We start from the raw sequence: 23,685 nt of genomic DNA, 5'->3' as shown, positions 1-23,685 counted from the left end.
AACTCAAAACCATAATACCGATACTTTGTAAATCTTATACAGCATTATTGTAAATTTTATGTAAAGACGATTAACTGTAAACCTTTTCATCTGGTATCTGTTCGACAAAAAAACGTTGAAACTCTATTAGTTTCAACGTTTTTCGTTTTGCCTTATAACGATTCATTTAAATAGTGAAAAATTTGGTACTTTTTGCCAATATTTAGATAACTAACACTTCTTTTTCATAGAATTCTTAGATATCCTTATTTTTAGTATTCAACTCCACTACTTTACCTGTTTCATGGTAAACGATCCATTCGCATATATTTGTTACATAATCTCCGATTCTTTCCAGGTAAGATGCCACTAAAATATAGTCGGCAGCCCCAATGACCAAGTCAGAACTGCGTTTCATATCTTCAATTGCTTTTTCTGTGATTGAATGTGCAGCCTCATCAATTTGATTATCCTTTAGTGCGATCTCTCTAGCTTTAGTTACATCATACTGCAGGTAAGCTTCCAACACTTCTTCTACTCTCTTCTTAACGATTTCAGAAAGGTCTGCGATTTCCGCTTCTATTTTTGGATCGCGTTTATTGCCTTTTACTCGAATCGTTGATTTAGAGATACTTACCGCATGATCTCCCATACGTTCTAAATCAGCACAAGCCTTCATAACTGTAATGATTTTTCTTAGATCGCTGGTTACTGGTTGTTGTAAAGCGATCAATTCAAAACATTTTTTTTCCAACTCTGCTTCCCGGTTATTGATCGCCACATCGTTTTCGATCACATTATGAGCTAATTCTTTGTCGTGATTGATAAAAGCTTTTACAGATTTATAAACTGCCTCACTAACCATCATTCCCATTTCTGAAAAATGCACATGTAAATCATTTAATTCCTCTTCAAAATTTTGTCTCATTGAAGAACCTCTTTCTGTTTCATATTTTCTCTTAATTCCTTAAACTCCATTTTACCATTATTGCCCACATTTTTAAATGAGACTTTCTACCGTATACCGTTCGCTCATTTTTATCGCTTACCCAAAGCGACCAGAAATGTAATCTTCCGTTTGTTTTTTTGTGGGATTGGTAAACATGTCTCTAGTGTCTCCAGACTCAATGATTCGACCATTAAAAAAGAATGCCGTCTGGTCAGAAACACGAGAAGCTTGCTGCATATTATGGGTAACCATAACTATAGTATACTTCTCTTTCAGCTCTGTGACCAATTCTTCAATTTTAGCTGTCGAAATCGGGTCCAAAGCACTTGTAGGTTCATCCATTAAAAGGACTTCTGGTTGAACAGCTAACGCTCTTGCAATACAAATTCGTTGTTGCTGACCACCAGAAATAGACAATGCGTTTTTATTCAAGTCGTCTTTAACTTCTTCCCATATCGCTGCTCCGCGTAAGCTTTTTTCTACAATTTCATCTAGTTGTTTTTTATCCGTAATCCCATGTGTCCTTGGACCATACGCAATATTATTGTAAATGCTCATTGGAAAAGGATTGGGTTGTTGAAACACCATGCCAACATTTTTACGCAATGAGTTTACATTCATAGTACTTTTGTAAATATCTTTTCCATCCAGCATAATGTCGCCTTCTATACGACAACCTTCTACTAAATCGTTCATTCGATTCAAACTCTTGATCAATGTCGATTTTCCGCATCCTGACGGTCCAATAAATGCTGTAATTTGGTTTTTTGGAATCTCCAGACTTACTCCGTGCAACGCTTGAAAATCTCCATACCATAGATCCATATCTTTTATACTGATTTTACTCATTATTTCGTCCCCTTTGCGAGCTTATTGCTAAGAAATGTCGATAGTCCGTTGACTACCAGCACAAATATGATCAACACTACACCTGTAGCAAAAGATTGATTGACATGTATTCCTTCATTAGATAAAACGTACATGTGTAAAGCTAATGTTCTTCCTGATGAGAACAGCCCACTAGGCAAATTAGAAGAAGTTCCTAATGTGTACATCAAAGCAGCAGTCTCTCCGATGATTCTGCCGCTTGCTAAAATCACTCCTGAGAGTATCCCAGGCATAGCAACTGGCAAAACGACTTTAAATATCGTTCTTAATTTTCCTGCTCCTAAACCAAAACTAGCTTCACGCAGCGAATCGTTAACCGCCATCAAGGCTTCTTCTGTCGACCGAATAATCAATGGTAAAACCATGATCACGGAAGTCAGAACCCCTGCTGCTACACTGTATTGGAACCCTAAAAAAGTAACAAAGAACAGCATTCCGAATAATCCATAAACAATAGAAGGAATAGCAGCTAACGTATCTGTCGCCATTCTTATGATTCCCACGACTTTATTTCCTTTTTTAGCATATTCTACTAGATAAAAACCTGTAAACACGCCAATAGGAGTTGCAATCAATAACGTCAACCCTAATACAATAAATGTCGTAATCAGTGATGGAATCAATGATTGGTTATCCGTTGTAAAGTTCCACGAAAGAATATCCGAATTCAAGTGAGGAAGCCCATTTGCGAAAATGTACAGCAAAATGAACACTAATGAAGTAAAGGTTAATGCTGCTGACAAATAAACAAGCCCTCTGATCAGTTTACTGCTCATGCTCTAGACTCCTTTCGTTTGATGAACATAAACACACCGTTTATGATCAAAATAAACACGAAAAGTACGACACCTGTAGCAATCAAAGCTTCTCTATGCTCACCTGCAGCATAGGCCATTTCTAAGACAATATTAGTTGTCAAGGTACGTACTCCACTAGTGATGCTTTGAGGAATGATCGGTTGGTTTCCAGCAATCAAAACGACCGCCATCGTCTCTCCTATTGCTCGTCCTACTCCTAATATAATAGAAGAAATAATCCCCGATTTTGCAGCCGGCATGATGACTTTCATAACAGTACGCTCATGCGTCGCACCTAGTGCCATGCTTCCGGTGTAATACGATCTAGGTACTGAACGCAAGCTGGATTCCGAAAGACCGATAACCGTTGGTAAAATCATGACGCCTAATAAAATCATAGCTGTCAGCATATTCATTCCCGTTCCTCCAGAAAAATTCCTCATAATGGGAACGATCAATTGTAAAGCGAAAAAGCCATAGACAATTGAAGGGATAGCTGCCATCAAATTCACTGCTGGTTTTAACCATCTGTGCAATTTTGGCGGGCAAAACTCCGCCATAAAAACTGCTGTCAATATCCCAATCGGAACTCCTATGACAATGGCTCCAAGAGTGACAAAGATAGATCCTAAGATCATCGGCAAAATACCAAATGATGCCGGTGTATTAGAAGGTGACCAGCGATCTCCAAACAAAAAGTCTGCTATTCCGTATTCCAACATAAAAGGGACGCCGCCCGCAAACATAAAAATGATAATAAGAATAATAGACAAGACCGACAGCAAGGCAGAAATTAAAAACACACCTTGCATAAATCCTTCTACTTTTTTTGCTTTCATAAGATTTTCTCCTTTGTGTAATAGAGTAAATCATTCATAAACATAGTTTCACCAACTATACTTATGGATAATTGTAAAATTTTACCTGATTTATTTTACCCCGTATAACTAATTACAAGCCCGCTTCACATTGCTAAGGCGGGCTTGTAGCATTGACTGTAAAATTATGTGCTGTTTGTTATGCGATGTTTCAATTATTCAGCGACATCTGCCCAAGTTGTCACTTCTCCTGTATAAATCTGTCTTACTTGCTCCATAGTCAAATCTTCAACTGTGTTGTCTGGATGAACGATTACTACGATTCCATCGATTGCAAGCGGCTCAGAGGTTAGTTCAGCTAATTCTTCTTCCTTCAATTCACGAGAAGCCATACCAATATCAGCTGATCCATCCATTGCAGCTGTCATACCAGCAGATGACCCATTTGAAGTGATGTCGATTGTTACATCTGGATTCAAGTTCGAGTATTCTTCAGCAAGTACTTCCATGACCGGTGTTACAGAAGTAGATCCTACCACACTGACATTTCCAGAAAGTCCTTCAGCTGCTTCGTATGCAGGCGCATCTGTTACAGCTTCCACATATCCTTCTCCAACAACCAATTCTTGTCCCTCAGCACTCATGACAAATGTCCAGAAGTCTTGAGCTACTTCACTCAATTCATCTTTATATGCAATATTGAATGGTCGCGCAATTTCATAGGATCCATCTTGAACAGTTTCAGTAGATGGTTCGATTCCACCAATATTCAATGCTTTTACAGTGTCATTAAGAGAACCCAATGAAATATACCCAATAGATGTAGGGTCGCCTGATACAGTGGTCATTACCCCGTTAGTACTGTTTTGAATAGTCGCTCCAGCATAAGTGTTGTCTGACTCAGTCTCTCCATCTTCTACTAAAACACCGGTGATTTCTGTAAATGCGCCTCTTGTACCTGAACCGTCTTCACGAGTGATGACGTTGATTGTTTGCGATGTATCAAAACTGCCTCCACTTGCTGTTTCTCCGTCTTGATTCTCAGCTCCTGATTCTCCGCCGCCACAAGCCGCTAATAATAATGCTGCTCCAGTTGTTAACATGTACTTAGATATTTTTTTGAAATCCATTTTTCCCCATCCTTTTGTTTGGTTTTTTTGGACCACATCCGCTCGTCCACAAACCCTATGTTAAACTCTGAATATTAATTTTTAATCGACTTTATGTAATCTTTCGTCTAAGCTATGTAAATTTTATTAATTTAAGGTAAATGCTTAGTATATGAACGTCCTAAAATATTAAACAAGACATTGCTATCGTCATTTCTTCCAGATGATGTCTGTATACTTTTATCCTCCAACTTGTCCTTTACAGTCAACTATTCGCTCATAAACAAAAAAACACCCTTTCACCTATAGGAATAACTACCTATAGGTAAAAAGATGTTGTTGATACATTTTTCATTCTTTAAATTAACTGTGAAGGCAATTTCACAGTAAAAGTTGTTCCCAACCCTAATTTGCTGGATACTGAAATCGTCCCGTGTAAATTTTCGACTAAATATTTTACAATAGACAATCCTAACCCTGTTCCACCTGAGTTGCGGCTTCTTGCTTTATCCACTCGGTAGAAACGCTCGAAGATCCGGTCTTGCTCGTCCTCAGGAATACCAATCCCATTATCTTTTACTTCAATAACTGCAAATTCATGTTCTCTATAAATCTTGACTGTGACTTTACCATTTTCTTGCGTGTAGACGATCGCATTATTGATCAAATTAGCCAGAACTTGTTTCAATCGGTTAAGATCCGTTTGAATCGTCATCTCGTCTTCTTCTATAACGATGAGCTCCATATGTTTGCTTTCAGCTTTTTGCCTTACTAATTTGAATGTTGATTCTACTGCATCTTTCACTCTCACATCTTCTGATTTCAATGGAACTTGTTTTTGTTCCACTCGAGACAACTCCAAAATGTCATTTACAATAGAATCTAATCGAATGCTTTCTTTTAACATGATTTCTAAAAATTGTTCCAGTATTTCTTTATCTTCTTTGGCTCCATCCAATAACGTTTCTGCAAAACCTTTTAAAGCAGTTACAGGCGTTCTCAATTCATGAGAAGCATTTGCAACGAAATCCGTTCGGACTTTCTCTAATCTCCTGATTTCAGTAATATCGTAAAGTAAGACGATAACGTTTAATTCACCAGGGTTTTTTCCGTTGATCGGTACAATATTGGCATCTACAATCTTGTCTTCCGGATAGTAGAAGTAAATTTCATTGTTTTGAGCTTTTTTTCTTCTATAGGCTCGTTCAATGATATGACTTAGCCCATAACTCTTAATAGCTTCCACATAAGAACTTCCTAACAACTGAGAGGTATCTTCTCCTAAAATCCGACTCATTGCAGGGTTGACCATTTGGATATTGCGTTGATTATCCAACAACATTACTCCAATGACCAAGTGATTGATCAGCTCATACAATCGTTCATCATTTTGTTTGATTTGCAGCATTTGATTTTCTAAGCTTTCCGCTAACTCATTGACTGTTGAGCCTAATTTAGAAATCTCACCGAATCCTTGTCCGGAATAGCGAGCATTATAGTGCTTTTCGGACAATTCTTTCGTGACATCCATTACTTCTTCTATCGGTCGCACAATACGTTTAGTCGTTAAATAGGTAATAAAGGAAGCTACCAAAACAGCGATCAAAATAAAAATGATCAGTGATTGATTGATTTCTTTATACAATTGCGTAATCGTATCGACGGGCTGAGATAAGCGTAGAACACCGCTCATTTCTCCAGACGGATCAAGTAATGGTATAGCTACATAATACTCTTCTACGCCCGTACTGCTGCTTACTCTCGATCCTATACCATACGCTTCCCCGTTTAGAACGGCTTTTACTTCTTCTCTGTAAGCATGGTTTTCAAGTTCTTCAGCATTGGTCTCAGAATCGAATGCAACCTCTCCATCCACTCCAATGATGGTTATCCGTTCGTCTAATTGAATGGATAAGTTATTTACCTGCTCCATGATTTCTGAAGTATTTGCATCAGCCTCCATGTTTTCTGACAAAAAGAAACTCATTAAACGCGCTTGTTCAATCAATGCATCCCTTTGCCTGTCTCTTGAGTGTTCACTTAATAAATTGTTCAAAAAGAACCCAAATACCAAGCTGAATAAAACAAAGATAATCACAAAGGTACTGAGAATTCTTAAATGGAGTTGCTTCATACTTTAGGCGCCTCAAATTTGTATCCAAAACCTCGTACGGTTCTGATGTATTCAGGATTCTTGGTATCTACTTCAATTTTTTCTCTCAAGTGACTAATATGGACGTCAACAATACGCGTTTCCCCCGCGTAATCAAAGTTCCATATCGCATTCAGCAACTGCTCTCTGCTCAATATACGATTTAGTCTTTTCGTCATATACAACAACAGCTCAAACTCTTTAGGAGTCAATTCAATCGAATCACCACGAACTAAAACTTCGTACTGATGAGGGTAAATGACGATTTCTCCTACTTGTACTTTTTCTTCTTCATCTGCTGCTTCATTTGCGTGATCACTTTCGGCAGTATCCGTTGGTTCGCCGATTCGACGCATAATAGCTTTCATTCTTGCCAATACTTCACGAGGACTGAAAGGCTTTGTCATATAATCATCAGCACCTAATTCAAGCCCAATAATTTTTTCCAACTCATCGTCTTTAGCTGTCAACATCAGGATAGGTGTATTTACTTTTTCTTGACGCAATTTTTTACAAATATCCATTCCATCCATAGAAGGAAGCATTAAGTCTAAAATAATAAAATCATATTGGTTCGTAGCCGCTAATTCATATCCTTCTAACCCATCCGAAGCGGTTTTAACTGAATACCCTTCTTTTTCCAAATTAAAAGCTAGCAAAGTGATAATTGAAGGTTCATCATCTACAATGAGTACTTTTTTCATCTTATGCCTCCGTTAATCTTTTTCTTTTTATTTGTCAAGGTAAAAATACAATCCCTAAACCATGAGGATCGTCCGCATATAACGCTGTTTCTGTCAAACGCGGTTCGCCTTTAATATCTTTCACTTTTAACCGGCAGTAAACACTGTTTTTAGAAAGAGCCTCATGAAAGTCCTCTTCCGTTTCTATAGGCATTTCATTACACATCACAACAGTTTCCCCGATTTGCAATTCCATTTTTTCAGCAGGGGTATCAGGTCTTATGCCGATTACTTTTAAGCCTTCATTAGCGGGTGCATACAATTGACGCCCATTTTTTTCTCTTAAGGTATGACGAATGTATACTGCTATACCGCCTAAAAATACAATCGCTGTTCCAATATACGTTAACAGCGGTATCCAATAAGCTCCTGCAAGACAGAGTGCACTAAAGATTGCAACGGCCAATAAATCTTTAGCTAACTTAACAGTAGCTTCTCTTGGCACATGAGATCGCACAGTGTATTTGAACCCGCTTAGTATTGGTAAAATCAAGAAAGAATAGCTTGACTCGCCGATAGAAAAAACAGGCCACCATTCAAACAAATTCGTAAATGCCTCACCCGGAATAATCAACACTAACGGAATAACCCAAAATGGCGTCAACTGGTATGCTGCAATTTTTTTCCCTCTTTTAGTTTCTATCATTTTTGGCGAATAGTTTTTTTCTTTTTGTTTCATCAATTGAACAACTGTCAGAAATAGTAGGATCAACGTTATGATCAATAGATTTTGAATCAATGAACTATTTATCCACTCATTCTGGGCAAAACCTTCATACCAGTTTTTGGCAGGATTTGGCAACTGCTCCCATAATCCGATTTTATTAGCTCCCCATAGAATAAAAGCAGTCAAAGGTATGGTAAATATTGGATATATAAAGTGCCCTCCAATAATGAAGGCTAGTAACACGAGTAGTTGATAGATGATCACTGCTTCAATCGTAATCGGGATCCCTGCTGCCACCACAAGAATAGATGAAATCAAACCAGCTAAGAGCCCTTTCAAAAAATAATCCTTTATTTCATGGCTGTCTTTATTGATGGCCACACGAAAAAGTTTTCGCTCTTGCTTCTTTCTGCGTACAGACAATAGTATTGCTACAATAATTCCCACTAAAAAAGTAGGTTGAATAAAAAATAATAACAGTGCACTAAGTAAATTTGTGATCATATTTCTGCTTCTCCCCCAGCTCTAATATCTATTCTATCAAACAAACATACGATAATCTTAATTTTTACAAAGACAATACAATTTACAAAAAATTTACAGTTGCTTTTACAGACTAAGTATTTTCATGCGTCTCTTACTTCTACTATACCATAAGGCAGTGTAAATATATTTTACTATTTATAAAAAAAAAAGACTTCACTCTTTCTTAAATAGAAAGAGTGAAGTCTTTTACTTATCATCGTTGACTAATTAGGGGGTGTTTCTTTCTAGAAACGATAATTAGTTTACGCGTCCGAATCCTACTAGGTATTTGCCCCAGTATGATTGACTGATTTCAGCAACTGCTACTCCAGTTGAACTTTGTGAACCAATAAATTTATTGTTTCCTAAATAAATACCTACGTGATCAATTCCGCCAGATTGACTAAAGAATACTAAATCTCCAGGTTGTGCTTGAGATTGAGAAACTTTTGTAGAAGCTCCGTATTGTCCGCTCGCTGTACGAGGAAGAGTGATACCAGCTTTCTTGAATACATAAGTTGTAAAACCTGAACAGTCAAAACCAGAAGTTGTATTACCACCATACAAGTAAGGTGTTCCTGACACTGCATAAGCAGCATTTTGTACAGTTGCCCATACTCCGCCTGCAGGAGCAGTCGTCACTTTTGTTGGTTGTTCAGCTTTTGGTTTAGCAGAAGCTTCTGAAGAAGCTTTTTCAGTTGATGCAACAACTGTTTCTTCTCCAGCGTTTTCTACAGCAGAAGCAATTTCTGCATCAATAGAAGTTAATGTAGCTACTTCTGTTTCAGCAGCTTCTTTTAATGACAAATAATATTCTTTTTGCTCTTGTACATCTGTTTTTTCAGCTGCAATTGTTGCTACAACTACTTCTTTTTCAAGCTTTTTAGCTTCAAGATCAGCTTTAGCAGACTCTAACTCTGCAGCCAATAGATTTTGTTCTTGAAGTTTTTCTTCAGTTGTTTTTTCTGCTTTCGCTATTGCTTCTTTGTCTTGATTTTGAGCAGTAACTAAATCTTTGTTTGCTTTTACCAAGTTGCTTACAACATCCATACGCGCTAAGGCATCTGCTACGTTGTCAGCTTCTAGTAAGAATTCTACAAAGTTTCCAGTATTCCCTTTTGTCTGAACTGAACGAGCTTGCATAGCCAGCTTTTCTTCGCGATCTTCAATTGCTTCAGTTAAATCAGCAATTTTAGTTTTCAGTTCTTCCAATTGGTTTTGCGTTGCTGTCATTTCAGCTACTAAAGATTCAGCTTTAACTTCATTGTCTTTAATAGTTTCAGCGATTTCCACTAAAGAAGCTTGAGCAGATTGCTCTTCTTTTTGCAATTCTGTTAATTTGTTCGTTGTGCTTTCAATATCTGAATCAACTGATGCATAAGCTGTAATTGGCGAGATTGCTGTTGAAACTCCTAACATAGCTAATAATGCAAAATGGACTAATTTCTTGTTCACGATGTTTCCCCCTAATGTCTACGATAAGTTTTTGACTACTGTTCAATACATTTGACTTGCTGAGATGCTTGTTTGTTTTTATACACGTAAGAATTTTCTGATGGATAAGATAGAACCGATTGATCCGATAACAAATCCGACTGCTAATAAGACAGCACCTAATTGGAACAGGAATGGATTTACAGGTAATAATGAGAAGTATGTTCCCACAAAGTAATTTGAAATCACTTCATAACCGTAAATATAAACTCCGCTGATGATAGCTGTTGGGATGATTGCTCCCACAAGACCGATCAAAGCTCCTTCGATAACAAATGGCCAACGAATGAACCAGTTTGTTGCTCCTACTAATTTCATGATTTCAATTTCGGTACGTCTAGAGAAAATGGTGATTCGAATCGTATTCGAAATCAAGAATACAGCCGTTAACAATAACGCTATAATCACTATCCCACCGACGTTACGCACATTCTCCATCGTTTTGAATAACTTGTCTGCTTCTGCTCCACCATAGTTGGCTTGAGAAACAAATTCTAGTTCTTCTGCTTGTTTAGCAACAGCACTTGTCTGTTGAGGAGTGGTTGTGTTGACGATATATACATCATGTAATGGGTTATCGTCGCCTTCGAATAAATCAAATTCTGCTCCATACGTTCCTACAACTTGTTGTAATTCATCTTCACGGCTAGAATATTCGACCGTTTCAACGGCTTCTAGTTTTTCCAGCTCTTCACCTAATTGTGTTTGTTGTTCTTCATTTGCAGCTAAATCGATGTAAACACGAACACTTACATCGTTCTCTACGTCAGATGCTAATTTGTTCACGTTCATCAATAAAGCAACGAAGCTCCCTACTAAAAGCAATGTTACAGCTACAGCACTGACTGCTGCCACTGACATCCATCCGTTTCGGACTAAGCTTTTAAAAGCCTCTTTAAAGTGTCTTCCCATAGTTCTAAGCTTCATAACCATATTCTCCTTCCTGTTGATCCCGGACAATACGGCCATTGTCGATAGCAAGAACTCTATGTCTTACTTGGTTAACAATTTGGCTGTTGTGTGTTGCCATAATAATAGTTGTTCCTCGATTAGAAATTTCTTCTAGAATATTCATGATTTCCCATGATGTTTCAGGGTCTAAGTTACCAGTCGGCTCATCACAGATCAACACACGCGGCATATTGGCAATAGCTCTTGCAATAGCGATACGTTGCTGCTCACCACCGGATAATTCATTTGGGAACATTTTGACTTTGTGTTTTAAATTGACTAAATCAAGAACTTCTAAGACACGTTTTTTGATTATTTTTGGATTTTTTTCAACGACTTCCATCGCGTAAGCAATATTTTCATATACAGTAAGCTTTGGCAACAATTTGAAATCTTGAAAAACGACTCCTACATGTCTTCTTAAATAAGGGATGTCTTTATTCTTCATTTTCACTAAATCGAAGTCTCCTACTTTGATAGTTCCTTTTGTAGGTAATTCTTCTCTATACATCATCTTAATAAAGGTTGATTTTCCAGCACCACTTGGCCCGACTACATAAACAAATTCACCTTGCTCAATACGAATAGTTAAATCGTTCACGGCAGTAATCCCATTAGGATACTTTTTCGAAACGTTGAGCATCTCTATCATTGTTTTATCACCTATCTAAATTTAGATTTTTTTATCTGGTGTTAACAGAATAAAAAAGGCAAAGACTTCCCTTTGCACAAAACCCATTATATCACTCACGACATTAATGTCTGTTTTAATCTCTTTACAAAAACATTTCAATATATTTCATGATATTACGCTGCAGAAAGACCTTTACTATTATTGATACTTTTTAAATAAACGTTCTCTTTTGTTGTTATACTAACGATTAAACCCTTTTGCTCCAACTTTAGCGCCTAATTCTGTTTCATTATCTATTTACTTATCCCTTTGAATATTACAAAGATGACAAAAAAAGAACTTCTGCCATTGACTAAATATGACAGAAGTTCGACACTTTTATAAGAGCAAATTTTTAAACACACTATTCAGTTTTTAAACGAAGATTTAAGCCGCCTAAATCAAGGCTTTTGATTAGTCGCTTTTTAGACTATTGCTTAAATAAGCATGAATGAAAGGATCAAGATCTCCATCCATTACTCCATTTACGTTCCCCGTTTCATAGTTTGTACGATGATCTTTAACCATAGAATAAGGGTGGAAAACATAAGAACGGATTTGTGAGCCCCATCCAATTTCTTTTTGTTCGCCTCGAATAGCAGCCATTTCTTTTTCTTTTTCTTCTACTTGCATTTGGTACAGTTTTGCTTTCAACATACTCATGGCTTGCTCTCTGTTTTTCAACTGAGAACGTTGAGCCTGACTTGCTGTAACAACGCCTGTAGGAATATGAGTGATTCGAACAGCAGAGTCTGTTTTGTTGATGTGTTGTCCACCAGCACCGCTTGCGCGATAAGTATCTACTTTCAAGTCATCAGAATTGATTTCAATGTCAATATCTTCATTGATTTCCGGCACTACATCGACGGATGCAAACGAAGTATGTCTTCTGCCTGCAGAATCGAAAGGAGAAATACGGACTAATCGATGCACGCCTTTTTCAGCTTTCAAATAGCCGTAAGCATTATGCCCTTTGATTAAAAGAGTCACACTTTTGATTCCAGCTTCATCGCCATCTTGATAATCCACGATTTCTACTTTAAACCCTCTTTTTTCAGACCATCTTGTGTACATACGATACAACATGCTTCCCCAGTCTTGTGATTCCGTCCCTCCTGCTCCAGGATGGATTTCTAAAAGGGCATTGTTTTTATCGTAAGGGTCACTTAACAACATTTGAAGTTCAAACTCATCAAGTTCTTTCTCATATTGGATAGCTGTATCGCTCAGTTCTTTTTCCAACGCTTCATCGTGTTCCTCGCTCAGCATTTCCAACATGATTTCCAAATCTTCTTTTTTTGTCTCTAGTGCTTTGAATTGATTGTATTTTTCTTTGATCGTGTTCGCCTTATTGATCGTTTCTTGCGCTTTTTCAGTATTTTCCCAAAAACCTGGTTCAGACATAATTTCATTGTATTCAGCAATGTCTCTCTCCATACCTTCTAAGTCAAAGAGACCCCCTAAAGTTGACTAGCTTCTTTTCGACTGCTTCTAAAAAATTTCTTACTTCACTTTGTTCCATTATTTTTCCTCCTAAAAAATGGACTGAGGGCTTAGCCAAATCTCTTTGTCTAACCCCTCAAGTCTAACTATTCAATATAGTCTATTGTTACTTAACGACTAATTTTCTTAATCTTCTTTTCCGTGACAGTTTTTGAATTTTTTTCCGCTTCCGCATGGACATGGATCATTGCGTCCTACTTTACTTCCATCTACACGAACAGCTTGTTTGATCTCTTGTTTTGATTGCTCAGCTGCTTTTTTAGCATTATCAGCATGAGCAGCGGCTCCAGCTGACACTTGTTCACGTTTCAAGTTTTGACGGATTTGAGATTTCATTAAGAAGCGAGTGACATCATAATCGATTGACGCAATCATTTCTTCAAATAAAGTGAAGGCTTCTGCTTGATACTCTACTAAAGGATTCGATTGACCATATGCACGCAACCCGATACCTTGACGCAACTGGTCCATTGTATCGATATGGTCTGTCCATTTAGTATCTACTACACGTAAAACAATTACTTTTTCAAATTCAAGAACTTGTTCTGTTCCATTCAATTGAGCTTCTTTTTCAGCATATACACTCTTAGCTAATTCCAACAAGTAATCTTCGATTTCATCAGCTGTTTTGCCTTCTAAGTCAGCTACAGTAACAGTGTCTTGATGAACTAAAGCTGATCCGGCAAAGTCGATGATATTCTGCAAGTCCCACTCTTTTTGTTCGCCTTGTGTATTGGCTTGTACGATACGATTGATCGTACGTTTGATCATTGGAACAGTAACCTTTTTCAAAGATTCAGTTTCCATCATGACTTCCAAACGTTGTTTATAGATGACTTCACGTTGCTCACGCATAACATCATCATATTTCAAGACGTTTTTACGTGTATCATAGTTGTTCCCTTCGACACGTTTTTGAGCTGATTCTACTTGGCGAGAAATCATTTTACTTTGGATAACGGTTGATTCTTCATCCAGCTTCAATTGTTGTAAAACGGCTTGGATTTTTTCGGACCCAAAACGTCTCATCAAATCATCTTCTAGAGATAGGTAAAATTGACTGACACCAGGGTCACCTTGACGACCTGCACGTCCACGCAATTGGTTATCGATACGACGAGATTCATGACGTTCCGTACCAATAACGCATAACCCGCCCAATTCACGAACACCATGACCTAGCTTGATATCCGTTCCACGACCAGCCATGTTGGTTGCGATCGTAACTGCACCTTGTTGTCCAGCGTTTGTAATGATTTCAGCTTCTTTAAAGTGATTTTTCGCATTCAATACTTGGTGAGGTATTTTTTCTTGTTTCAATAGTTTTGACAGCAACTCAGATGTTTCTACTGCTACTGTACCGACCAATATGGGTTGGCCTTTTGAGTGACGTTCTTTGATTTCTTCTACAACACTCTTGAACTTGCTTTCTAATGAAGGGTAAAGCAAATCTGGACGGTCATCACGGCCTAACGGTTTGTTGGTTGGAATAGCTACTACACTCATATTGTAGATTTCACGGAATTCCTCTTCTTCTGTTTTAGCTGTACCTGTCATACCAGATAACTTTTTGTACATACGGAAGTAGTTTTGGAACGTAATGTTGGCCATTGTTTTAGATTCTTTTTGAATTTCTACGCCTTCTTTAGCTTCGATAGCTTGGTGAAGCCCATCAGAATAACGTCTGCCTTCCATAATACGTCCAGTAAATTGGTCAACGATCTTCACTTTACCTTCTTGAACCACATAATCGATATCATGGTGCATGATGTAATTCGCACGCAATGCTTGATCTAAATGATGCGTCAATTCTTGGTTTTCAACATCGTATAAGTTTTCTACTCGGAATGTTTTTTCTGCTTTTTCCATTCCTTCTTCTGTTAAGGCAATCGTTTTTGAAGAAACATCGATCGTATAGTCTTCGTCTTCTTTCAAACCTTTCACAAAAAAGTCGGTACGAGTATACAATGTATTTGATTTTTGTGTTTGCCCTGAAATGATCAACGGCGTTCTTGCCTCATCAATCAAAATAGAGTCGACCTCATCGACAACTGCAAAGTTCAAAGGACGTTGTACCATTTGTTCTCTATAGACGACCATATTGTCACGTAAATAATCAAATCCAAGCTCATTATTTGTACTGTACATAATATCTGAATTGTAAGCTTCACGTTTTTCTGCTGATGATTTGTCATTGGTATTCAATCCAACGGTTAACCCTAACCATTCATACAATTCACCCATCTCAACAGCATCACGACTTGCCAAGTATTCGTTGACAGTAACAACGTGAACACCTTCGCCGCTTAATGCATTCAAATAAACAGGCATAGTAGCTGTCAATGTTTTACCTTCACCGGTTTTCATCTCAGCGATATTCCCGCGGTGTAAAGTGATTCCTCCCATTAATTGAACATGGAATGGATATAATCCTAAGACACGTTTTGCTGCTTCACGGACGACCGCAAAAGCTTCTGGCAGTAAATCGTCTAATGTTTCGCCATTTTTATAACGTTCTTGAAACTCTGGAGTTTTAGCTTGTAACTGTTCGTCTGTTAAAGCTGACATTCGATCTCCATATTGTTCGATTTCTTGTGCAATTTTATTTAATTCTTTTAATTCTTTTTTATCTGTATCAAAGATCTTGCGTAATAAATTTGCCATTCAATATTTCTCCCCTATATGGTCATTCTATCCACTATTTATTTGCCTATATCATATGACATGTGTGTTTTTGTTACACTTCACCTATTGTTCAGTTTACATTCTTTCTAATTCTATCATATATAGAGAAAGAAATTAAACCTTTTTTCGCTAAAAGGCAAGACTGTGCTTTAAAGTCTCCACAAAATATTCCTTTTTGAAGAAACAATAGAGAACCTGAACAAAGAATATCTCTTTGTTCAGGTTCTCTATTGTTTCTAGCATATTTAAAGAGTTGGATTACTCTGTTTCAATCAATCCGTATTGACCGTCATTTCTACGGTAAACGATGCTTGTTCCATTAGTATCAGCATCCTCGAAAATAAAGAAGTCATGCCCTAACATGTTCATTTGTAATACAGCTTCTTCACTATTCATTGGTTTTAAAGATAAGCGTTTTGTACGTACAATGGACATTTCATCATCGGCTTCTTCATCAGCTGCTTGTTCAAAATCTGTTCCTGCAAGCGGATCGATCGGTTGATTTTGTTGCGCGCGTCCTTTGCGGTTTGTTTTCGTTTTGTACTTACGCATTTGTCTTTCTAGTTTATCCACAACTAGATCGATACTTCCATATAGATCTGGAGAAGTTTCTTCTGCGCGTAACACAATGTACGGTACTGGGATAGTCACTTCCACTTTTGCTGTTTTATCAGAATACGTTTTTAAATTTACGTGAGCTGTAGCCTCTGGTACATCATTAAAGTATTTTTCAATCTTGCTTACTTTTTTCTCTACATAACTGCGAATCGCAGCAGTCACCTCAATGTTTTCTCCACGGACATTATATCTAATCATAAAACAGTCTCCCCTTTCAATCTGATACCTTTTGGTAGTTAATAGGTTTTTAAAATAGCAGAACCTTTTTTGCGAACTCTTTCGTTCTTTAATAGGTAGTTCTGTTACTACTGTTTGATTAACACCTCTAATCATCAGATACCGCAACATCATATGGACCACTCACATGATGTATTGCTTAATGTCATTATAAAAGATAGCGTTTTAATAATCAAATTTTTCAACCATACTCTTTCTTCATTCTCGTTGACACAACCTTTTGCCAAAAGACAGTTCACCGAGCAATCGTCAACGTACGGACGCTGACCGCTCCTTTTGATAATAAGCATTCTGCAGCATGAAATAAGGTTCTTCCTGTAGTGTACACATCATCTATCAAAAGAATTTTTTTATCCACAACCATATCCAACATTTCTCTACGTACTTCAAAAGGCTGTGGAGTGATCATTCGTTCTCTTCTATTTTTACTGGACTGTTTTTCGCCCGTTCCAATATGCTGTAAAACCTCTACATAGTTCACTTCTGCAAAAGACAAGAGACCAGCGACTTGGTTAAACCCTCTATTCTCTATACTTTTCTTACTGACGGGAATTGGAACTGTCAGCCATGAATGATCAAATTTTTGAGTGATTTTTTTCTTTAACGGTTCAGCAACCACTTTTCCCAATCGATAATCCCCTTTGAACTTATACGCCTCTATCCAGTCTTTCATAAAAGAATTGTATTCATAAATTGCTTCGTTTTGAAAATCGTATTGTGGATAATGTTCTTTCCATCGAATACAGTCAGGACAAATTTCACTGCCTTCCCACACTCTTCCACAACCGATGCATGTAGATTGATTGTCTAACAGGCTGACAAGAAATGAACACTTCCTGCAAAGCGGCTTTGAGGATATTTTAGACAAGCCTATTAAATCTGCTAAACGAATGACCGGCATTTCTTCAACACCGCACCATAAACAAGTATTCATTGATGAATCAATCCTCTCTCATAAGCTAGTCGATTCATTTGCAGAATTTGTTTCCTTGCATGTTTCATTTCTCGCGACTGCCCATAGTGGAAAAAGATTACTTCTCCTGTAGGGTAATCTTTGTGTCTGCCTGCTCTGCCTGAAATTTGGACCAATGCAGCTTCTGTGAAGGTTTTATCTTCAGCTCCTAATACTAAAACATCGATGTCTCTAAAGGTTACGCCTCTTTCTAGAATAGTCGTAGTCAAAAGAAAATCTAATTCCTCTTGTCGCATCATCAAAACTTTCTCTTTTCTTTCGGGATCTTCCGCATACACACTGGTGAATACCGCTGAAGGATAGAGTAGGTTTAAGCAGGTAGCCAATTCATGCATCAAATCAATATTGGGGACAAAAATAAGAAATCTCCTATTGGCCTTCAACATTTCTCGGACTATTTTAAAAAAGCGACCTTGCATTTTTTGGTTTTGAATCTTTTTCTTCCAATCTCCTGTCCACATAAATGCCGGGACAGGCAGTGGATAACCATGATATCGTGCAGGCAAAATAGATGCTTGCAGTTGCTGCGTTTGAACCAGCTTTCGCATAGCTGCACTTGGAGTGGCAGATAAATAGATCAATGAACCGTTTTTCTTGCGCGCTTTTTGTGCTGCAAATTGCAAAGAGTCGTCTAAATGAAAAGGGAAAGCATCGATCTCATCAATGATCAGCACATCAAAAGCTTCCCGAAAACGCATGAGTTGATGTGTTGTCGCGATCACAAGCTGAGTATAGCGGTACGTTTCTTCCATACTGCCATGTAAAACAATCAACTCGGTTTGAGAGAAAGCGTGCTGGATTCGTGGGGCTAATTCCAAACAAACATCCACTCTGGGCGAAGCTAAGCAAACTCTCTTTTTGTCTTTCAATGCTTGTGCTATTCCTTGGAACAACATCTCGGTTTTCCCCGCTCCAGCTACTGCCCAAACTAATCGTTCTCCACCTTGATTTATCGTCGAAAGAATTTCTTCTGAAGCCTCTTGCTGTTGAGGAGACAAAGTCCCTTTCCACATCAATACCGGCTCGTTTATGTCTGCAAATAAGTTTTCTTCCTTCTGGTAATAAAGTGTACTGCACTTCTTTACTTTCCCCATTTGTAAACAACTAAGACAATAAAAACAACCTTCACCACAAAGACACGGTGCAAAAACCCTATCCTTCACTAAGGAAGAGCCGCAACGGGTGCAGCTGATTTTCTTCTCAGTTTGTGTGAATCCTGATCTTGTTTCAACAGACTCGTTCATCTCTGTAATGCCATTCAGTTCTTGCGACAACAACTCTCTTCCCATCATTTCCAGATTCATCATTTCACCTCAAAAGTACTATACGCAATGTGAAACAGAAATCTTTTGAATTAAAACTTTCATCTATACCAAAAAACGAGACAAGAAAAGTCCTGTCTCGTTTTTTTGGGATGATTTTTATTCTTCTATCTCTGATTCAAGAGACTGCAAGTCTAATTCTAAATGTGTTTTCAAAATTTGCTGCAATTCGGCCACAGTTTCTTCATAAGGTTCCCATACATAGACTTCTTGTCCGTAGCTGGGGAAATAAATGTAAGCTTCTTCCCCATTTAAAGTAAGGGATTCTATATTTTGTGCTGCAGAAGCATAATTAGTGCCCAAAATCCATATTTCTCGACCAGATAGATTGGTTTTTAAATTAGGTGCAATAGCATTAAAGATGCGATTAAAATTCGTTAGACTTGAAATCGAAATCGTTTCATCAACAATGGCTTGAATAACTTGCCGTTGCCGCTCTTGTCGTCCCCAATCTCCACGTGGATCTTGTTTACGCATCCGAGCATATCCTAGAGCTTCTTCTCCGTTCAAACGCTGCAATCCTTTATTAATATGGATCGCATTTTGAGTCTCATCACTATCTTGGACTGTAAAATCTAATGGAGAGTCGACTTCGATACCGCCTATCACATCAATCAGATCCACTAATCCTTGGAAATTGATTTGGGCATAATACTGGATTGGTATATCTAAATAGTTTTCCACTGTTTCAATCGTGTAGGAAATCCCACCATAAGCATAGGTGGCATTGATTTTGTCTGCCTCTCCTGATTTGGGCAATTCAATTAACGTATCTCGAGGGATGGACAACAATTTTACATCTTCAGTATTCGGATTTACAGTCGCCACGATGATTGTATCTGCTCTGCCGATATCTCCAGGTCGTTCGTCTACACCTAACAATAGGATAGAAAAAGGTTCTTTATTCTCAATAATAACCATCTCTTCCTCCTGCGAAGAAATCGGGTCCCCTTGAATGGCATTGAAGAAAGAGTTGGCCGATAAAAAAGCATAGACGAAGTAACTTGCAATAAGAAGCACTCCTACAATCGTCATCAACAGTAAAATTCGCTTTCTTTTCTTGTGTTTATTTTTTCTCTCTATAGAACGCATATGGATTTCCCCTTAATAATACTGGATTGGGTAGCGAAATTTATTTTTACATTTCTTAAATAACAACTTTTATCAAGTTTATCGGATTCATGGACTAAACACAATAAAGGATTTTTTAAACCACTCTTTCAAAAGACTGTTCAATATTGGTGTTTGTTTTTGCCGCATTAAATTTGTATAATGAGTACAGCAAAGCTTCACCTTTGCGAGAAGTTATTCTTCCACTCACGATTACTAACCAAATAGATAAATATCCTTGTCTATTTTTAGTTTGCTGGGTAGATGTTCTTCCAGTAAATTTAATGAAAAAATTCCGATTATGAAACAAAGATAACAATAAGGAAGGATCCCGTTCACATGTATAATATGTTTCACGTTATTTTAGCCTGTATTGCAGCTGCATTGATCTCCGTACTGACAACACCTCTAGTAAAGAAAATGTCTCTTGCTATTGGCGCGGTTGATCATCCAAATGAACGTCGAGTAAATACGAGAGCTGTACCTACTATGGGCGGTATCGCTATTTTCATTTCTTTTTTCTTGACCATATTCTTTCTTGTCCCCATCCCGAATCAAGAAATTTGGCCGATTTTCCTGGGTTCTTGCGTCATTTTGATTACTGGGATCATAGATGATTTAAAAGGATTGAGTCCTAAATTGAAAATGTTGGGAATTTCAGTTGCCGCAAGCATTGTTTATTTTATGGGCAATATCCAATTAAATATGATGACTTTGCCTTTGTTTGGCGAACTGCATTTTGGATCACTTAGTTTCTTCGTGACCTTATTCTGGATATTAGCAATTACCAATGCTGTCAATTTAATTGATGGATTAGACGGATTGGCCAGTGGAGTTTCTATGATCGCATTAACAACAATGGGGATCATCGGTTATTTCTTTTTGACGGTGAGCAACATGGCTGTTCCGATTATGATATTTGTATTTGTGGCTAGTATAGCCGGATTCTTACCCTATAACTTTAATCCAGCACATATATTTTTAGGAGATACTGGAGCATTGTTTTTAGGCTTCATCATTTCGGTTATGTCTTTACAAGGTCTAAAAAATGCTACTCTGATTACTTTAATTATACCTATTGTAGTGTTGGGTATTCCAATTACAGATACGATTTATGCAATGATTCGAAGAGTACTGAATAAACAGTCTATTGCTACAGCAGATAAGCTGCACATTCATCATCGTCTCATGTCTTTAGGATTTACCCACAAACAAACCGTTTTTGCTATTTATTGTTTAGCAGCTATTTTTTCTTTGATTGCTTTACTTTACCCAGTATCAACTTTATGGGGATCTGTTTTCCTCACTATAGGATTAGGATTCGGTCTGGAACTGTTTGTTGAACTTATTGGTTTGACAGGGAAGTCCAATCAGCCTTTGTTAAAACAAATCAGAAAGTTTGCACGTTCATGGAATCGTAAAGATTAAACCAAACCTAAATGTATCTTTGTTAACTAAAAGAGCACGAATCAAAAGGTTTTCCCTTTTGATTCGTGCTCTTTTTTTATCCTGTTATCCACAAAACTTGTTAATAAGCATATTCTGGAATCCGATTTGAAGTGAATTCATATCCTTCTTGATCTCGTTCATCTTCTGCTTCCAAATCTAACGCTACGCGCAATTTGTGGCTGATGTAGTCAACACTGTCTGGATACAATTCCACCATGCTGGCTCCGTAAAGATTAAAATCAGTCCATTCAAAGATATGAGAATTGAAGGTGTAACTTCCTTCCAATCCAGACTGAGCAATATTCAACATTTCATTGAATCTCAAGTCTGTCCGCATATTGCTTCCAACAGCTTCGATAGCATCCGATAATTTCGGTATCGATCCAATACTCAAAGCTTTTTTAACGATGGCTTGAATGATCAATTGTTGACGTTCTCCACGCTTCACATCGTTGTCGATTTTTCTTGTACGGGCTAAAGCAAGAGCTTGTTCCCCGTTCAATGTTTGGTATCCCTCTTCTAAATAGATCTGACCCATTTTACCATCAGAGTTTTGTTCTGTGATAGTAACCGGCACATCCATTTCAATACCGCCTAAAGCGTCAATGATCTCCAGAAAAGAATCAAAGTTGAATGTCGCATAGTAGTGTACTGGAACATCCAGTAAATTCTCAACGGTTTCAATAACCGCTTTTTCCTGACCTACTTCATATGCCGAATTGATTTTATTCCTTTTTTGAACTTGACCATCATACATGATCTCAGTGTACGTATCACGAGGAATGCTGACCATGTTTATTTCATGTTCGTTTGGATCAATCGTTAAGTAGATCAGCGCGTCTGTTCTTGCGCTTCCTAGGTTACGGCTTTCAGTATCATCGACACCCATGATCAGTACAGATACAGTTTCCTCTATTGGATTCACGTTGACTTCACTTTCACGTTCAATAGAATGATATGAATCTTCAACTGCAGTTTGAGCTTCTGCAAATAATTTCGCTGCAAATACAGCTATAACCAACAATATAGCCATAAGAGGAATCAAAATCGTGAGAATGATTTTTTGACTCTTTGTTTTTTTCTTTTTTCCGTTCCTCCTATAATCAGAGCGCGTTGTAGAGGGTATCTGTTTTTTCGTCACTTAGGATCACCTTTTCAAATATATTCTTAAACCTTTTTTATTGGGGTAAATGATTTTTAATGTTATATTAAAGTCTTGGTCATTCTATCACAACTTCTAACATTCTAATACTATTGTTTTAATTTTGTAACGGTTTCTTAACAATTACAGACTTATTTTTGATTCATAATAACTCGTAGGTCCTTCTTGAAAGACGACTTGATCGCTGACCCATTCAATCATATCCGCGTAAAAGTTCTCTTTTTCTTCTTCATTGACTAAACAAATGACCGTTACTTTATCTGTATACAAAATCTCCTTTATTGTATAAGTTGACCCTCGCAACTGATTTTCTACTTTCCCTAACAAAGGGTATTCTATTGTAGCTTGGATCTCAATTTGAAGATTCCCTTCTACCAATCCGATTTCTTCTACTGTTTTACTGACCGCATTCCCATAAGCACGTATTAATCCTCCTGCGCCAAGCTTTACACCGCCAAAATAACGCGTCACAACGACCGCCACGTTTTTCAACTCTTTTTTCTTCAATACCTCCAACATAGGAACGCCTGCAGTCCCGCTAGGCTCCCCATCATCATGGGCTCGTTGAATCTCGTCATGGTCTCCGATCATGTAAGCAGAGCAATTATGGTTCGCTTTACCATGCTCTTTTTTGACTGCTGCAATAAATTCTAAAGCTTCATCTTCATTATCTACTCTCTTTACATGACAAATAAAACGAGATTTTTTAATGTCCAATTCATATTGGCCATCTTTTTCAATTGTCCGATATTTTTTCAGCATTGTTTTTTCCTCTCTACATGACATTCTGACTTCTTTTCTACATTCCAGTGTACAAGTCTTTTTTTATGGAAACAAGGCAAATCAAGCAGATTTCAATCTAGTGGCTTGAATTAGTACAT

At 37.6% G+C, this 23,685-nt stretch carries 20 protein-coding genes; 1 reads left to right on the top strand and 19 read right to left on the bottom strand.

Going from position 1 to position 23,685, the window contains the following annotated elements:
- Positions 1-235: 235 nt before the first annotated feature.
- From phoU to BM137_RS07505, 17 genes are all read right to left on the bottom strand, one after another.
- Entirely contained in the window at positions 236-907 is a 672-nt protein-coding gene (gene phoU, locus BM137_RS07585) for a phosphate signaling complex protein PhoU (RefSeq protein ID WP_092480561.1), read from the bottom strand.
- 117 nt (positions 908-1,024) lie between these two features.
- Complete coding sequence (pstB, locus tag BM137_RS07580) at positions 1,025-1,777, bottom strand: phosphate ABC transporter ATP-binding protein PstB (protein ID WP_092480560.1); 753 nt, start codon at positions 1,775-1,777, stop codon at positions 1,025-1,027.
- Complete coding sequence (gene pstA / locus BM137_RS07575) at positions 1,777-2,592, bottom strand: phosphate ABC transporter permease PstA (RefSeq protein WP_092480559.1); 816 nt, start codon at positions 2,590-2,592, stop codon at positions 1,777-1,779. Before pstA ends, pstB begins: the two co-directional genes overlap by 1 nt.
- Positions 2,589-3,452, bottom strand: a complete 864-nt coding sequence (gene pstC, locus BM137_RS07570; RefSeq protein WP_092480558.1) for a phosphate ABC transporter permease subunit PstC — start codon at positions 3,450-3,452, stop codon at positions 2,589-2,591. The genes pstA and pstC overlap by 4 nt, the downstream gene beginning before the upstream one ends.
- Positions 3,453-3,646: 194 nt before the next feature.
- Positions 3,647-4,561 (bottom strand): substrate-binding domain-containing protein, encoded by a 915-nt coding sequence (locus tag BM137_RS07565; protein WP_092480687.1) that lies wholly within the window; start codon positions 4,559-4,561, stop codon positions 3,647-3,649.
- A gap of 337 nt (positions 4,562-4,898) precedes the next feature.
- Positions 4,899-6,674 (bottom strand): two-component system histidine kinase PnpS, encoded by a 1,776-nt coding sequence (gene pnpS, locus BM137_RS07560; RefSeq protein WP_092480557.1) that lies wholly within the window; start codon positions 6,672-6,674, stop codon positions 4,899-4,901.
- The gene (locus BM137_RS07555; RefSeq protein ID WP_092480556.1) at positions 6,671-7,396 is read right to left on the bottom strand and encodes a response regulator transcription factor; all 726 of its coding nucleotides are present in this window, start codon (positions 7,394-7,396) and stop codon (positions 6,671-6,673) included. The genes pnpS and BM137_RS07555 overlap by 4 nt, the downstream gene beginning before the upstream one ends.
- Positions 7,397-7,430: 34 nt before the next feature.
- Positions 7,431-8,606 carry a hypothetical protein gene (locus BM137_RS07550; protein ID WP_092480555.1) on the bottom strand — a complete coding sequence of 392 codons (1,176 nt, stop codon included), beginning with the start codon at positions 8,604-8,606 and terminating at the stop codon, positions 7,431-7,433.
- Between the two features lie 279 nt (positions 8,607-8,885).
- Entirely contained in the window at positions 8,886-10,082 is a 1,197-nt protein-coding gene (locus tag BM137_RS07545) for a C40 family peptidase (RefSeq protein ID WP_092480554.1), read from the bottom strand.
- Positions 10,083-10,160: 78 nt separating this feature from the next.
- Entirely contained in the window at positions 10,161-11,048 is an 888-nt protein-coding gene (ftsX, locus tag BM137_RS07540) for a permease-like cell division protein FtsX (protein WP_092480553.1), read from the bottom strand.
- Positions 11,038-11,724, bottom strand: a complete 687-nt coding sequence (gene ftsE, locus BM137_RS07535) for a cell division ATP-binding protein FtsE (protein ID WP_092480552.1) — start codon at positions 11,722-11,724, stop codon at positions 11,038-11,040. Before ftsE ends, ftsX begins: the two co-directional genes overlap by 11 nt.
- Before the next feature lie 435 nt (positions 11,725-12,159).
- Positions 12,160-13,267, bottom strand: a protein-coding gene (gene prfB / locus BM137_RS07530) for a peptide chain release factor 2 (protein ID WP_143084247.1) whose coding sequence is annotated in 2 segments (ribosomal slippage) — positions 12,160-13,194 and positions 13,196-13,267 — 1,107 coding nt in all. Because the reading frame shifts where the segments join, the coding sequence is not laid out codon by codon here.
- 107 nt (positions 13,268-13,374) lie between these two features.
- A complete protein-coding gene (secA, locus tag BM137_RS07525) occupies positions 13,375-15,912 on the bottom strand; it encodes a preprotein translocase subunit SecA (protein ID WP_092480550.1) in 2,538 nt (845 codons plus the stop codon).
- Positions 15,913-16,191: 279 nt separating this feature from the next.
- On the bottom strand, positions 16,192-16,749 hold the full coding sequence (gene hpf, locus BM137_RS07520) for a ribosome hibernation-promoting factor, HPF/YfiA family (RefSeq protein WP_092480549.1): 558 nt from the start codon (positions 16,747-16,749) through the stop codon (positions 16,192-16,194).
- Between the two features lie 274 nt (positions 16,750-17,023).
- Positions 17,024-17,722, bottom strand: coding sequence for a ComF family protein (locus BM137_RS07515; RefSeq protein WP_092480548.1), 699 nt, complete (start codon positions 17,720-17,722; stop codon positions 17,024-17,026).
- The gene (locus tag BM137_RS07510) at positions 17,719-19,065 is read right to left on the bottom strand and encodes an ATP-dependent helicase ComFA (protein WP_092480547.1); all 1,347 of its coding nucleotides are present in this window, start codon (positions 19,063-19,065) and stop codon (positions 17,719-17,721) included. Before BM137_RS07510 ends, BM137_RS07515 begins: the two co-directional genes overlap by 4 nt.
- Positions 19,066-19,182: 117 nt before the next feature.
- On the bottom strand, positions 19,183-20,175 hold the full coding sequence (locus tag BM137_RS07505; protein WP_092480546.1) for an LCP family glycopolymer transferase: 993 nt from the start codon (positions 20,173-20,175) through the stop codon (positions 19,183-19,185).
- Between the two features lie 366 nt (positions 20,176-20,541).
- Between BM137_RS07505 and BM137_RS07500 the strand changes: the two genes are divergently transcribed.
- Positions 20,542-21,621 (top strand): glycosyltransferase family 4 protein, encoded by a 1,080-nt coding sequence (locus tag BM137_RS07500; protein WP_278046316.1) that lies wholly within the window; start codon positions 20,542-20,544, stop codon positions 21,619-21,621.
- Positions 21,622-21,721: 100 nt separating this feature from the next.
- Here the strand turns inward: BM137_RS07500 and BM137_RS07495 are convergent, their stop codons facing one another.
- Positions 21,722-22,783, bottom strand: coding sequence for an LCP family protein (locus tag BM137_RS07495; protein ID WP_092480544.1), 1,062 nt, complete (start codon positions 22,781-22,783; stop codon positions 21,722-21,724).
- Positions 22,784-22,927: 144 nt separating this feature from the next.
- The gene (locus BM137_RS07490; RefSeq protein WP_092480543.1) at positions 22,928-23,566 is read right to left on the bottom strand and encodes a YigZ family protein; all 639 of its coding nucleotides are present in this window, start codon (positions 23,564-23,566) and stop codon (positions 22,928-22,930) included.
- Between the last annotated feature and the right edge of the window lie 119 nt (positions 23,567-23,685).

It is taken from the genome of Desemzia incerta (assembly GCF_900115825.1).
In the GTDB taxonomy this organism is placed as follows: Bacteria; Bacillota; Bacilli; order Lactobacillales; family Carnobacteriaceae; genus Desemzia; species Desemzia incerta.
The sequence above is the reverse complement of the archived record's forward strand: the minus strand, read 5'-3'. Positions and strand labels throughout refer to the sequence as shown.